Source organism: Schumannella sp. GW821-FHT10F01, assembly GCF_058809295.1.
On sequence record NZ_JBXASM010000004.1, the window covers coordinates 128,872 to 142,321 of the forward strand.

Genomic DNA, 13,450 nt, shown 5'->3' on the forward strand with positions numbered 1-13,450 from the left:
CTACTCCTCGATCCGCATGCGGCGCCGGCTCGAGCCGCCGAGCAGGGTCGCCGGCCGGACGGCATCGCGCCCGAACCGCTCGGCGACCTGATCGACGACGCTCTCGGCGTCGCGCCACTGCTCGTCGTCGTCCCAGAGGCCGAGCGCGGTGGCGCCGCCGCCGGAGGCGAGCCCCTCGCCGCGCACGCCGATGAGCCGCACCGGCCGTCCGCCCTCGGCGGCGGCGTCGTAGAGCGAGCGGGCCTCCTCGTAGAGCCGGCGCCCGAGGTCCGTGGGATCCGCGAGCGTGCGCGAGCGCGTGATCGTCGTGAAGTCGGAGAACCGGAGCTTCAGCACGACGGTGCGGGCCGTGACGCCGGCCGTGCGCAGCCGGGCGCCGACCCCGTCGGAGAGCCGCAGCAGCTCGCGGTGGATCTCGCGCGCGTCGACGACGTCGTGCTCGAACGTCGTCTCGTGTCCGACGGACTTCTCCTCGCGCTCGGTGCTGACGACGCGCGGGTCCCGCCCCCAGGCGAGATCGTGCAGGCGCTGCGCCGCCGCCGGGCCGAGCGCGCGCGTGAGGGCGTCGAGCGGCACCTCCGCGATGTCCTGCACCGTGCGCAGGCCGAGGCGAGTGAGCTTCTCCTCCGAGCCCGCGCCGACGCCCCAGAGCGCGGACACGGGCTGCGGATGCAGGAACGCGATCGTCTCGGCCTCGGGGATGACGAGCAGCCCGTCGGGCTTCGAGCGCCCGGAGGCGAGCTTCGCGACGTACTTCGTCGCCGCCGCGCCGACGGAGCAGTGCAGGCCGGTCTCGCGGAAGACCCGCTCGCGGATGGCCGTGCCGATGCGCCACGGCGTGCCCATGAGGCGCAGCGCGCCGCGCACGTCGAGGAAGGCCTCGTCGATGCTCAGCGGCTCGACCAGCGGGGTGACGTCGCCGAGGATGCGCATGACGTGGCGCGAGGCCCGGCTGTACGCCTCGAAGTGGGGCTCGAGCACGATCGCGGTCGGGCACAGCCGGAGCGCGACGGCCATCGGCATCGCCGAGTTCACGCCGTACTTGCGGGCCTCGTAGGTCGCCGCCGTGACGACCGAGCGCTTCGAGTCGTGCCCGACGATCACCGGCTTCCCGATCAGCTCGGGGCGCTCGAGCAGCTCGACCGACGCGTAGAACGCGTCCATGTCGACGTGCAGGATGTGCGCCGACAGGTCGTCGAGCGGCTCGGCCGAGACCAGCCGGCCGCTGCCGTCCTGCTTGCTCACCGCCCGCTCACCGTGCCATCCTCCCATCCGCCGCCGACGTCGGCCCGGATCGCGGGCGTCCGCGAGCTCGGGCTCGCCGTGCCAGGCTGGACGCATGAGCGCGCATCCGTGGTCCCGCCTCGTGGCGCTGGGCGACTCGTTCACCGAGGGCATCGGCGACCCGGAGCCGCGGGCGCCGGGCGGCCACCGCGGCTGGGCCGACCGGGTCGCCGAGGTGCTCGCCGCGGGTGCGGGCGAGCATCCGTTCTCCTATGCCAACCTGGCGATCCGCGGACGCCTGCTTCGGCAGGTGCTCACCGAGCAGGTGGAGGCCGCGCTCGAGCTCGGACCGGACCTCGTCACGCTCTCGGCCGGCGGCAACGACGTGCTGCGGCCCGGGACCGACCCCGACCAGATCGCCGCCCGGCTCGAGGTCGGCGTGAAGCGGCTCCGCTCCGGCGGTGCGGACCTCGTGCTCTTCACCGGACCGGATGTCGGCGCGAACGCCGTCATGGGGATGCTGCGCGGCAAGGTCGCGATCCTCAACGAGAACCTGCACGCGATCGCCGCGGCGCACGGCGCGCGGCTCGTCGACATGTGGGCGCTGCGCGAGCTCGTGGATCCGCGGATGTGGGCGCCCGACCGCCTCCACCTCTCCCCCGTCGGCCACCACACCGTCGCCCGCGCGGTGCTCGCCGCGCTCGGGGTCAAGAACGAGCTCGCGCCGTCCGCGCCGGAGCCGATGCCGGCCCGCCCCTGGCGCGAGGCCCGCGCCGAGGACCTGGGCTGGGCGCGCGACTACCTGCTGCCGTGGGTGATCCGCCGGCTCCGCAACCAGTCGTCCGGCGACGGGGTCTCGCCGAAGCGGCCCGTGCCCGAGGTCATCGACCTCTCGGCCGAGTCCGCGGACTGAGCCCGGGCCGAGCGCGTCAGCCGCCGAACCCGCCCGGGTTCGTCAGGCGCCACCACGGACCCGGATCGGCGATCGACTTCGACAGCCCGAGCGGCACGACGACGCTGGTGCCGCTGCCGACCGTGTAGGTGACCGTGCCGACCTGCGTTCCGAGCGCCGCGACGCCGATGCGCTGCGTCTCGACCTTCGCGCTGATCGGCGTGCTGCTCCAGACGACGACCGTGGCCGACTTCGTGGCGACCGCCTGCGCCTGCTGGCCCCAGGTGGTCTTCCAGGTGGCGAAGCCGGCGCCCTTCTCGGTCAGGGTCACCGCGTGGAAGCCCGACTTCGTGCTCTTCAGCAGCGCCTTCACGTCGGTGTTGACCGACTTGCCGTCCGCGCCGCCGAGCACCGCGCCGACCACGGTGACCGTGCGGCCGCCGATCCTCCAGTCCGCCGAGAACAGCAGGTTCGCCCCGTACGTGTAGAGCGTGCCGGTCTTGATGCCGTCGACGCCGCCCTTGCCGAGCAGCTTGTTGGTGTTGTCGATCTCGCCGACGCCCGGGATGGTCGCCTTCTCCGTCTTCACGATGTCGGAGATCACCGGGTCCTTCAGCGCCATCTTGCCGAGCGCCACGAGGTCGGTGGCGGTGCTCGTCGACGCGGACGACATGCCGCAGGTGTCGTCGATGTGGGTGCCCGCGAGACCGTGCGCCGCCGTCCACGCCTGCGCCGCCGTGACGAACGCCTTCTCGGAGCCGAACGCCCAGACCGCGAGCGAGGTCGCGTAGTTGTTCGCCGACTCGACCAGCGCGACCTCGAGCATCTCGCGCTCGCTGAGCTTCCAGCCGGCCTTCATGTCGACGACCTTGCCGAGCTGCGAGCGGTACCGGTCGATGTAGCCGACGTCGGTGCTGGTCAGCGTGATGGTCGGCCCCTGCTCGCCGGCCGCGAGCGGCTTCTTCTCGAGCACGGTGAACGCCATCACGATCTTCGTGATGCTCGCCATCGGCTGCGGCGAGGTGCTGCCGGCCGAGCCGAGCACGCCGTCCCAGCCGACCGCGCCGATCGCGCTGGCGCCGTACGAGGGGAACACCGGCTGCGCGGCCGCGGGCGTCAGCGCCGCGGTCTTCGCGATCACGGCGGAGGCCCCGGGCACGGGCGCCAGGAGCGTCATCGCCAGGTACAGCAGCGTGACGAGGACGACCCCGCCGCCGCCGAGGACGGTGACGCGCCGACGCCGGTACATCCGGGCGCGGGCGCGCCGGGCGGCATCGGTCGAGGTCACCCGGAAAGGGTAGTCGGCACCCGCCGGGAGGCCGCCGAGGCGGGCGGCGCGCTGCGGATCCCGGCTCAGACCCGCAGCGCCCAGAGCGCCACGGCGGCGGCCGCGGCGACGTTGAGCGAGTCGACCCCGTGCGCCATCGGCATGGTCACGACGCGGTCGGCGCCCTGCAGCGCCGCGCTGCTGAGCCCGTCGCCCTCCGTGCCGAGCAGGATCGCGACGCGCTCCGGCGGATCCGCGGCGTACTCGTCGAGGGTGACGGCGTCGTCCGCGAGAGCGAGGGCGGCGATCTCGAACCCGGCCTCGTGCAGCTGGGCCGCGCCGTCGGGCCACGCCGCGAGCCGCGTCCACGGCACCTGGAGCACCGTGCCCATGCTCACGCGGAGGCTGCGGCGGTAGAGCGGATCGGCGCAGCGCGGCGTGATGAGCACCGCGTCCGCGCCGAGCCCGGCCACGGAGCGGAAGATCGCGCCGACGTTCGTGTGGTCGACGACGTCCTCGATGACGACCACGCGCCGGGCGTCGCGGAGCAGCTCGACCGGGTCGGCGAGCTCCGGCCGCTGCATGGCGGCGAGGGCGCCGCGGTGCACCACGAAGCCGGTGACGGCCTCGAGCACGTCCGACTCCCCCACGTAGACCGGCACGTCGTGGTCGGCGAGCATGGGCTCGAGATCGGCCAGCCACCGGCGCTGCAGCAGCACGGAGCGCGGCCGGTGGCCGGCCTCCAGCGCGCGCTGCAGCACCTTCGACGACTCGGCGATGTAGAGCCCGGCGGCGGGCTCCGAGACGCGCCGGAGGGCGACATCCGTCAATCCGATGTAGTCGGAGAGCCGCTCGTCGGCGGGGTCGTCGATCTCCACCGTGTGCACCGCGGAAACATATCCGAAAACCGGTGCGTTTACCCTGGCAGGAGACAGGAGGTCGGATGTCGCAGACGGCGGGGCCGGTGGTGGTCGAGGCGGGGCTCGACGAGGCGGTCGAGCGCGCGACCGAGCTGCTGCGCGGCCGCACGATCGGCGTGCTCACCGGCGCGGGCGTCTCCACCGACTCCGGCATCCCCGACTACCGCGGCGAGGGCGCGCCGGTGCGCCGCCCGATGACGTTCCAGCAGTTCCTCGCCGACGAGCGCTCGCGCCAGCGCTACTGGGCCGGCAGCCATCTCGGCTGGCGGCGGTTCACGGCCGCCGCGCCGAACGACGGGCACCGGGCGCTCGCCCGGCTCGAGGAGTCGGGCGCCGTCAACGGGATCGTCACCCAGAACGTCGACGGCCTCCACCTCCAAGCCGGATCCCGCCGGGTGGTGGAGCTGCACGGCACCGTGTCGCGCATCCGCTGCCTCGACTGCGGGCAGATCTTCGCCCGCGACGACATCGCCGACCGCATGACGGTCGAGAACCCCTGGCTGGCCGAGCCGGAGTCGATCGAGCTCAACCCCGACGGCGACGTCACGATCGAGGCGGTCGAGCACATGGTCGTGCCGGCCTGCACGGTCTGCGGCGGCACCCTGAAGCCCGAGGTCGTGTTCTTCGGCGAGTTCGTGCCGACCGAGACGTTCGCCGAGGCCAGCGCGCTGCTCGGCCGTGCGGATGCGCTGCTCGTCGCCGGCTCCTCGCTCGCCGTCAACTCCGGCATCCGCCTCGTCGAGCAGGCCGCACGGCGCAAGCTGCCCATCGTGATCGTGAACCGCGGCTCGACGAAGAGCGACCGCCGCGCCGCGCTGAAGATCGAGGCCGGCACCACCGAGGTGCTCTCCGGTCTCGCGGAGCGGCTCGCGCGATGACCGAGCTCTTCCTCGTCCGCCACGGCGAGACCGACTGGAACCGCGCGCGCCGCATCCAGGGCACGACCGACATCCCGCTCAACGCGACCGGCCGGGCCCAGGCGACCGCGACCGGGCGCCTGCTGCGCCGCCGGTCCTGGGACGGCATCTACGCCAGCCCGCTGTCGCGCGCCCTCGACACCGCGCGGCTCATCGCCGCGGAGACCGGGCTCGGCGAGCCGGTCGCGGTGCGCGAGCTCATGGAGCGCGACTACGGCCGCGCCGAGGGCCTCACCTGGCAGGAGATCGAGGCCCGCTATCCGGAGGGCACGCCGGTGCCGGGGCGCGAGACCCGCGAGGCCGTGGCGCTCCGCGTCGTGCCGGCCCTGCTCCGTCTCGCCGGCGACCACCCGGGCGAGTCGCTCGTGGTCGTGAGCCACGGCGGCGCCATCCGCTCGGTGCTCAACGCGGTCGATCCGGATGCCCGCTTCGGCATGATCACGAACGGCTCGGTGCACTCGTTCCGGGTCGTCGACGGCGACCTGCGGCTGCTCGCGTTCGACGACCCGATCGAGGCGGAGTCGTTCGGCGAGGACTGCGGCGACATCGACGAGCAGAACGCCCTCGAGCAGCGCGACGCCGCGACGCGCTAGCGCAACCCGCCGGCTGAGGAGTCGCGCCAGCGCCGTCTCGAAGCCTCCCGCATGCCGACCTGAGGCTTCGAGACGGCCCCAGACGGCGCTCCTCATCCGGCACGATGCGGTCGTCTACCGCCGCGGGTGCGCCGCGTGGACGCGCTCGAGCACCTCGAGCAGGGCGGCCCCGGCGTCGTCCCAGTCGTACTTCGCGGCCTCCTCGAGCGCGGCCGCGGACTTCTCCGCCCACAGCGCGGGGTCCTCCAGCCGGCGCAGCTCGCCCGCGACGCCCTCCGGGTCGCCGACCGGGAAGTACAGCGCGGCGTCGCCGCCCACCTCGCGGAAGATCGGGATGTCGCTGGCGACGACCGGCAGCCCGTGCGACATCGCCTCCACGAGCGGGATGCCGAAGCCCTCCGCGCGGGACGCGTGCACCATGGCGAAGGCGCTGCCGAGCAGCGCCGCGTAGTCCTCGTCGCTCGTGCCGTCGTGGATGACCAGCGATCCCGCGGGCGCGAGCGCCTCGAGCCGCGGGCGCTCCTCCGCGGGCATCCGGCTCAGCAGGTGCAGCCGCCAGCCGGGCAGCGAGTGCATGGCCCGCGCGAGCGTGTCCGCGCCCTTGTACGGCCGGATCTCGCCCATGTAGAGGATGTCGCGGTTGTCGGGCAGCGTGCGCGGCGCCGCATCCTCTACCGGCTCCGCGGCGTTCGTGACGATGCTCACCCGCCGCCGGGTCAGCCGGTGCCGCGCCATGAGGTCGCGGGTCGTGGCGGAGACGGTGACGATCTCGTCGGCCCGGTTCAGCAGCAGCCGCTGCGGACCGTAGGCGAGGTGGTAGAGCCGCCAGAGCACCCGCACGAAGCCGGGCAGGTTTCGCGGCGGCGTGCGGTGCTCGTAGTAGATGAGGTCGTGCAGCGTCAGCACGAGTCCGTAGCGCCGGCCGAGCGATCCGATGGTCTGCATCGGCGACCAGACGACGTCGGGCTTCAGGCGGTCGATGCGGAGGCCGACGAGCGGCTCGAGCGGACTCGTCGGCCCGCTGACCTTCCGCCACGGCAGGTCGGGCAGCATGGCGAGCTGCCGCTCGTCGCTGATGAGCATCGCCACCTCGTGGCCGTCGGCCCGGGCCGCGCGCGCGAGAGCCTCCGTGACGCGTGCGCCGTAGCGGCTGATGCCGTCGTGGTGCCCGAGGCGGGTGTAGCGGCAGTCCGCGAGGATCCTCACGCGCCCTCCCCCGCGCTCCCGGCGCGCGCGGGGTCGGCGGCCGGGCCGGACTCGGCCAGGAACGCGGCGATCTCCTCGGCCGCCTCGGCGGGCTTCTCGTAGTGGATGAGGTGACCGACGCCCTCGAGCACGACGAGGCGGGCGTCCGGCAGCGCCTCGAGCAGCGCGTGCTGGCCGGCGAGCGGCGCGATGAGGTCGTCGGAGCCGGCGAGGAGCAGCGTCGGCACCGCGATCCGTGCGGCCGCCTGCGAGACGTCCGTCGAGAGCGACGCGTCGAACCCCTCCGCGAGCGTGTCGCGGTCGGTGAACGCGCTGAAGTAGCGGCCGTGCTCCTCGTGGATCCAGCGCCGCAGCACGGGGTTCGGCGTCTTCGCCAGCGTCAGGCTCATGAACCGCACGATCGCCGGGTTGCCGAGCCAGGCGGCGCCGGCCGCCGACGGCAGCGCGCGGCCGACCCGGTAGTAGAGCCGCGTCAGCCGCGCGAGCGCGCCGTTGACGCCGGACATCGGATCCGTCGAGATCGGGTTCACGAGCACGAGGCGCGGCGCGGGGAGGCCGCCGGCGACGGCGTGGGCGACGACGATCGAGCCGAACGAGTGGCCCAGCAGCGGCACGGCGCCGCGCAGCCCGATCGCGTCGAGGAAGCCGTCGAGCCAGCGGCCGTAGCCCGCGATCGAGTGCGCCTCCTCGGTCATCGCCGACGAGGCGCCGAACCCCGGCAGGTCGGGCGCGAGGATGCGGAGGCCGGGCAGCTGCGCGACGACCGGCTCGAGCCCGTGGTGGTCGCCGCGGTAGCCGTGCACGAGCACGACGGCGACGTCGGCATCCGCGGGGCCGTAGTCCCAGTAGGCGGTGCGGGAGCCGAGCACCGCGACCTCGCCGGTGCGGGTCGGGATGGCGCCGAGTCGGGCGGCGTAGGGCGACGGGACCGGCATCGCTCCAGGGTAGCCGGGGAAGTCGGGTGACCCGCCCCCCCCGGATCCCTGAGCCTGTCGAAGGGCGCTCCTAGACTGCGGAGGGTGACGTTCACCGCGCCGATCACCCTCCCCGGGCTCTCCCTCAATCCGCAGTGGTACCGCCGCTCGGTGTTCTACGAGGTGATGGTCCGCTCGTTCGTCGACTCCAACGGCGACGGCACCGGCGACCTCGGCGGCCTCATCGGCAAGCTCGACTACCTGCAGTGGCTCGGCGTCGACGCGCTGTGGATCCCGCCGATCTACACGTCGCCGCTCAAGGACGGCGGCTACGACGTCGCCGACTACACCGGGATCCTGCCGGAGTTCGGCACGCTCGACGAGTTCCGCGAGCTCGTGACGAAGGCGCACGAGCGCAACATGCGCGTCGTGATCGACCTCGTGATGAATCACACCTCTGACCAGCACGACTGGTTCCAGCAGTCGCGCGAGGATCCGGAGGGACCGTACGGCGACTTCTACGTGTGGAGCGACACCGACGAGAAGTACCGCGACGTGCGCATCATCTTCGTCGACACCGAGGAGTCGAACTGGACGTTCGACCCGGTGCGCCGACAGTTCTTCTGGCACCGGTTCTTCTCCCACCAGCCCGACCTCAACTTCGAGAACCCGGCCGTGCACGACGCGATGTTCGACGTCGTGCGGCACTGGCTCGACCTCGGCGTCGACGGCCTGCGCCTCGACGCGATCCCGTACCTGTACGAGTCCGAGGGCGGCAACGGCGAGTCGGAGCCCGAGACGCACGAGTTCATCCGCCGCCTCCGCGCGATGGTCGACGTCGAGTACCCGGGCCGGATGCTCATCGCCGAGGCCAACCAGTGGCCGGCCGAGGTCGCGGCCTACTTCGGCACCGACGAGGAGCCGGAGTGCCACATGGCCTTCGACTTCCCGGTGATGCCGCGAATCTTCTACTCGCTGCGCTCGCAGTCCGCCCGCGAGCTGACCCGCGTGCTCTCGGAGACGAAGGACGTGCCCGAGGGTGCCGCCTGGGGCGTGTTCCTGCGCAACCACGACGAGCTCACGCTCGAGATGGTGAGCGAGGAGTACCGGCAGGCGATGTACGGCTGGTACGCCTACGACCCGCGGATGCGGTCGAACATCGGCATCCGCCGCCGCCTCGCTCCGCTGCTCGACAACTCGCGCGCGGAGCTGGAGCTCGCCCACGCGCTGCTGTTCTCGCTGCCGGGCAGCCCCTTCCTCTACTACGGCGACGAGATCGGCATGGGCGACAACATCTGGCTGCCCGACCGCGACGCCTCGCGCACGCCGATGCAGTGGACGCCGGACCGCAACGCCGGCTTCTCGTCGTCCGACCCCGGCAAGCTCTACCTCCCCGTCGTGCAGTCGCTCGTCTACAACTACACGCTCGTCAACGTCGAGTCGCAGCTCGCGCAGTCGCGCTCGCTGCTGCACTGGGTGCGCAACGTGATCCACGTGCGGAAAGCGCATCCAACGTTCGGGCTCGGCTCGATCCAGGTGCTCGAGACGGACCACGAGTCGGTGCTCGCGTTCGTGCGCGACTACCGGGGGTCCGGCACGCCCTTCGGCGACGCGCCGGAGCGCATCCTCTGCGTGTTCTCGTTCGCCCACAACCCGATCTCGGTGCGGATCGCGCTGCCGGATGACGCCGGCGCCCCGCTCTACGACCTGTTCGGCGGCGGCGAGTTCCCGACGGTCGGCGACGACGGGCGTCTCGAGCTCACCCTCGCGACGCAGTCGTTCTACTGGCTGCACCTCGGCGAGGTGCGCTACCAGCCCCAGCGCTACTGACCCGCCTCGCGCCGGACGGCTGAGCCGTGCCCGGATGGCTGAGCCCCGCTTCGGATGGCTGAGCCCGTCGAAGCCCCGCGCGCCTCGGCGGCGCTGTCGTCCGCTCTGCCTACCTTCGGAGCATGCGCAGCTGGCACGAGCGTCTCGCGGTCTTCGACCTCGAGACCACGGGCGTCGACACCGACACCGCCCGGATCGTCAGCGCGCACGTCGGCGTGCTCGACGCGCGCGGCCGGGTCGTCGACCGGCGCGACTGGCTCGCCGATCCCGGCGTCGAGATCCCGGAGGGCGCGGCCGCGGTGCACGGCATCACGACCGAGCGCGCCCGGGCTGAGGGCCGCCCCGCGGATGTCGTGGTGGCCGAGATCGTCGATGCGCTGCGGGCGCTGCTGCGCCGCGGTCTGCCGCTGACGATCTACAACGCGCCGTACGATCTCTCGCTGCTGCAGGCGGAGGCCGAGCGTCACGGGCTGTTCCCGCTCCTCGCCCCCGCGCCGATCGTCGACCCGCTCGTCATCGACAAGGCGATGGACCGCTACCGCCGCGGCAAGCGCACGCTCACGGCGACGGCCGAGCTGTACGGCGTCGAGCTCGTCGACGCGCACGATGCGAGCTCCGACGCGATCGCGGCCGGCCGGGTGGCGCAGGCGCTCGCGTCGCGGTTCCCGGACCGGATCGCCGCGCTCACCGCGCACGAGCTGCACGAGCGACAGTCGCGCTGGTACGCCGGGCAGGCCGCGGGCTTCCAGGAGTGGAAGCGCCGCACCGAGCCGGAGTTCACGACGTCGTTCGAGTGGCCGCTGCGGCTCCCGACGGCGGTGGAGGCGGCCGCGTGAGCACCGGAGCGCATCCGGCGCCGATCCGCATCGCCGCGGCCGTCATCGAGGACGCGGAGGGCCGCCTGCTGTTCGTGCGCAAACGCGGCACCACCGCGTTCATGCAGCCCGGCGGCAAGCTCGAGGGCGACGAGCCGGCCGACTGGGCGCTGAGTCGCGAGCTCCACGAGGAGCTCGGCGTCGCGGTGCCGGCCTCCGACCTCGTGCCGATCGGACGCTTCTCCGCGCCCGCGGCCAACGAGCCGGGGTACTCCGTCGACGCCTGGGTCTTCGACGCCCCGCTGCCGTCGTCCCCGGCACCGCAGGCCGAGATCGAGGAGCTGGCCTGGGTCGACCCCGAGCGCCTCGAGGGGCTCGACATCGCCCCGCTGAGCCGCGACGTGCTCATCCCGCTGCTGCTCCACCGTCGCCGCCGCTAGACGAGAGACGGGCGACCGGACCGAGGTCCGATCGCCCGTCGCGGCAGAAGCAGATCTACTTCTTGGTGCCGAAGCTCTTGAAGCGCTGGTTGAACTTCTCCACGCGGCCGGCGCTGTCCATGATGCGCTGCTTGCCGGTGTAGAAGGGGTGCGAGGCCGAGGAGATCTCGACGTCGATCACCGGGTAGGTCTCGCCGTCCAGCTCGATGGTCTTGTCGCTGGTCGCGGTCGAGCGCGTCAGGAAGGTCTCGCCGCTCGCGAGGTCGCGGAACACGATCTGCGCGTACTCGGGGTGGATGCTGGACTTCATGGCGTACCTCGGTCGATTCGATGGGTGATTCGGGGAAAGTCGTCCGGCCGCATGGGCCAAGGGTCGATGCTACCAGGCTTCGACAGGCTCAGCCATCCGAGCGGGCGGCTCGGCCGGTCAGGCCGCTCGGGCCGTGAACCGGCCCTCCTCCGAGCGCTCGACGGTGAGGTCGAGGCCGAAGGCGTCGCTGAGGCGGTCGGCGGTGACGACGTCGCCGATCGGACCCGACGCCTGCACGCGGGCGTGGGCGAGCAGGAGGGCGTGCGTGAAGCCCGGCGGGATCTCCTCGACGTGGTGCGTGACCATCACCATCGCCGGGGCGTCCGGTGAGGCGGCGTAGTTGCCGAGCAGCTGCACGAGCTCCTCGCGGGCGCCGAGGTCGAGGCTCGCGGCCGGCTCGTCGAGCAGCAGCATCTCGGGGTCGGTCATGACCGACCGGGCGATCTGCGCGCGCTTCTGCTCGCCGTCGCTGAGGGTGCCGAAGCGGCGCTCGGCCAGGTGGTCGAGCTTCCACTCGGCGAGCACGCGGCGCGCCCGGCGGATGTCGACCTCCTCGTAGACCTCGTTCCAGCGGCCGGTCACCGAGTACGCAGCGGTGAGCACCGAGTCGAGCACGGTCTCGTCGGCCGGGATGCGCCGGCTCAGCGCGCTCGACGCGAAGCCGATGCGCGGACGCAGCTCGAAGACGTCGACGCGGCCGAGGTCGCTGTCGAGCAGCTGCGCGGTGCCGTGCGTCGGGTGGATGCTCGCGGAGACCACCTGGAGGAGCGTCGTCTTGCCCGCGCCGTTGGGGCCGAGGACGACCCAGCGCTCGTCCGGATTCACCGTCCAGTCCACCGAGTCGAGGATGCGGTTTCCGTCGCGGACGACGGAGACGTCGGTCAACTGCAGGACGCTCGACATGATCGTCAAGCCTAGTGCGCCGACCCTGTCGATCAGCGGAGCACGCGGCCGTAGATCTCGAGCGTCTTCTCGGCGATGCTCGCCCACGCGAACTCCGCCTCCGCGCGGGCGCGGCCGGCCTCGCCCATGCGCCGAGCGGCATCCGGGTCGGCGACCACCTCGGTGAGGGTGCGTGCGAGGTCCGCGACGAAGCGCTCGGGGTCGATCGGCGTGCCGGTGCCGTCGTCCACCTGCTCGATGGGCACGAGTCGGCCGGTCACGCCGTCGTCGACGACCTCGGGGATGCCGCCGGTCGCGGTGCCGACGACCGCGGCGCCGCAGGCCATGGCCTCGAGGTTCACGATGCCGAGCGGCTCGTACACCGACGGGCAGACGAACGTCGTGGCCTTCGACAGCACGGCCGAGAGCTCGTGCTGGCTGAGGATGCGGTCGATCCAGACGACGCCGGTGCGCTCGGCCTGGAGCGCGGCGACGCCCTGCTGCACCTCGGCGAGGATCTCCGGGGTGTCGGGCGCCCCGGCGCAGAGCACCAGCTGCACCTCGGGCGGCAGCGACCGGGCGGCGGCGAGCAGGTACGGCAGCCCCTTCTGGCGGGTGATGCGGCCGACGAAGACGACGCTCGGGCGGTCGGGGTCGATGCCGAGGGCGCGCACGGTCTCCGGCTCGTCGATGCGCTGCCAGCGCTCGAGGTCGATGCCGTTGTGGATGACGTGCACGCGGGTCTCGTCGAGGTCCGGGTAGCTGCGCACGATGTCCAGGGCCATGCCGTTCGACACCGCGATCACGGCGTCGGCGCCCTCGAACGCGGTCTTCTCGATCCAGCTCGACACGCGGTAGCCGCCGCCGAGCTGCTCGGCCTTCCACGGGCGCAGCGGCTCGAGGCTGTGCGCGGTGACGACGTGCGGGATGCCGTGCAGCAGCCCGGCGACGTGGCCGGCCATGTTCGCGTACCAGGTGTGCGAGTGCACGAGGTCGGCACCCGCCACGTCCTGCGCGATCTCGAGGTCGACGCCGAGCGTCGCCAGGGTGGGGTTCGCCGTCGTCAGGCTCGCCGGCACCAGGTAGGCGTGCACGTCGGGCTCGTCGCGCGGCATCCCGAAGGCCCGCACGACCACGTCCGCACTGCCGCGGAGCGCCGCGACGAGCTCCGCCACGTGGACGCCCGCGCCACCGTAGACCTCCGGCGGATACTCGCGGCTCAGCACATCCACTCGCATGC

14 protein-coding genes are annotated in these 13,450 nt (G+C 72.8%); 6 read left to right on the plus strand and 8 right to left on the minus strand.

What is annotated here, in order from left to right; translation table 11 throughout:
• A complete protein-coding gene (locus AC1RSJ_RS06950; protein WP_493117616.1) occupies positions 1-1,245 on the minus strand; it encodes a DNA polymerase IV in 1,245 nt (414 codons plus the stop codon).
• Between the two features lie 94 nt (positions 1,246-1,339).
• Here AC1RSJ_RS06950 and AC1RSJ_RS06955 point away from each other — a divergent pair, with 94 nt between their 5' ends.
• Positions 1,340-2,137, plus strand: coding sequence for an SGNH/GDSL hydrolase family protein (locus tag AC1RSJ_RS06955; protein ID WP_493117617.1), 798 nt, complete (start codon positions 1,340-1,342; stop codon positions 2,135-2,137).
• 16 nt (positions 2,138-2,153) lie between these two features.
• Here AC1RSJ_RS06955 and AC1RSJ_RS06960 read toward each other — a convergent pair whose 3' ends face one another.
• On the minus strand, positions 2,154-3,404 hold the full coding sequence (locus AC1RSJ_RS06960; protein WP_493117618.1) for a D-alanyl-D-alanine carboxypeptidase family protein: 1,251 nt from the start codon (positions 3,402-3,404) through the stop codon (positions 2,154-2,156).
• Between the two features lie 65 nt (positions 3,405-3,469).
• Positions 3,470-4,270, minus strand: coding sequence for a TrmH family RNA methyltransferase (locus AC1RSJ_RS06965; protein WP_493117619.1), 801 nt, complete (start codon positions 4,268-4,270; stop codon positions 3,470-3,472).
• Between the two features lie 56 nt (positions 4,271-4,326).
• Between AC1RSJ_RS06965 and AC1RSJ_RS06970 the strand changes: the two genes are divergently transcribed.
• Positions 4,327-5,181, plus strand: a complete 855-nt coding sequence (locus AC1RSJ_RS06970; protein WP_493117620.1) for a Sir2 family NAD-dependent protein deacetylase — start codon at positions 4,327-4,329, stop codon at positions 5,179-5,181.
• Entirely contained in the window at positions 5,178-5,813 is a 636-nt protein-coding gene (locus AC1RSJ_RS06975) for a histidine phosphatase family protein (protein WP_493117621.1), read from the plus strand. The genes AC1RSJ_RS06970 and AC1RSJ_RS06975 overlap by 4 nt, the downstream gene beginning before the upstream one ends.
• A 114-nt stretch (positions 5,814-5,927) precedes the next feature.
• On the opposite strand, the gene AC1RSJ_RS06980 is transcribed toward AC1RSJ_RS06975, so the two are convergent.
• Positions 5,928-7,019: a glycosyltransferase family 4 protein gene (locus AC1RSJ_RS06980; RefSeq protein WP_493117622.1), complete on the minus strand. Its 1,092-nt coding sequence runs from the start codon at positions 7,017-7,019 to the stop codon at positions 5,928-5,930.
• Positions 7,016-7,954, minus strand: coding sequence for an alpha/beta fold hydrolase (locus AC1RSJ_RS06985; RefSeq protein ID WP_493117623.1), 939 nt, complete (start codon positions 7,952-7,954; stop codon positions 7,016-7,018). The genes AC1RSJ_RS06980 and AC1RSJ_RS06985 overlap by 4 nt, the downstream gene beginning before the upstream one ends.
• Before the next feature lie 84 nt (positions 7,955-8,038).
• Between AC1RSJ_RS06985 and treS the strand changes: the two genes are divergently transcribed.
• The 3 genes from treS to AC1RSJ_RS07000 all read left to right on the plus strand — a co-directional run bounded on the left by treS (position 8,039) and on the right by AC1RSJ_RS07000 (position 11,018).
• Positions 8,039-9,763 (plus strand): maltose alpha-D-glucosyltransferase, encoded by a 1,725-nt coding sequence (treS, locus tag AC1RSJ_RS06990; RefSeq protein WP_493117624.1) that lies wholly within the window; start codon positions 8,039-8,041, stop codon positions 9,761-9,763.
• 122 nt (positions 9,764-9,885) lie between these two features.
• Positions 9,886-10,599, plus strand: coding sequence for a 3'-5' exonuclease (locus AC1RSJ_RS06995; RefSeq protein WP_493117625.1), 714 nt, complete (start codon positions 9,886-9,888; stop codon positions 10,597-10,599).
• Positions 10,596-11,018, plus strand: coding sequence for an NUDIX hydrolase (locus AC1RSJ_RS07000; RefSeq protein ID WP_493117626.1), 423 nt, complete (start codon positions 10,596-10,598; stop codon positions 11,016-11,018). Before AC1RSJ_RS06995 ends, AC1RSJ_RS07000 begins: the two co-directional genes overlap by 4 nt.
• Before the next feature lie 55 nt (positions 11,019-11,073).
• Here AC1RSJ_RS07000 and AC1RSJ_RS07005 read toward each other — a convergent pair whose 3' ends face one another.
• The 3 genes from AC1RSJ_RS07005 to glgA all read right to left on the minus strand — a co-directional run bounded on the left by AC1RSJ_RS07005 (position 11,074) and on the right by glgA (position 13,448).
• Positions 11,074-11,328, minus strand: coding sequence for a type B 50S ribosomal protein L31 (locus AC1RSJ_RS07005; RefSeq protein ID WP_493117627.1), 255 nt, complete (start codon positions 11,326-11,328; stop codon positions 11,074-11,076).
• 117 nt (positions 11,329-11,445) lie between these two features.
• Entirely contained in the window at positions 11,446-12,231 is a 786-nt protein-coding gene (locus AC1RSJ_RS07010; RefSeq protein WP_493117628.1) for an ABC transporter ATP-binding protein, read from the minus strand.
• 32 nt (positions 12,232-12,263) lie between these two features.
• Positions 12,264-13,448 (minus strand): glycogen synthase, encoded by a 1,185-nt coding sequence (gene glgA / locus AC1RSJ_RS07015; RefSeq protein ID WP_493117629.1) that lies wholly within the window; start codon positions 13,446-13,448, stop codon positions 12,264-12,266.
• Positions 13,449-13,450 lie beyond the last annotated feature (2 nt).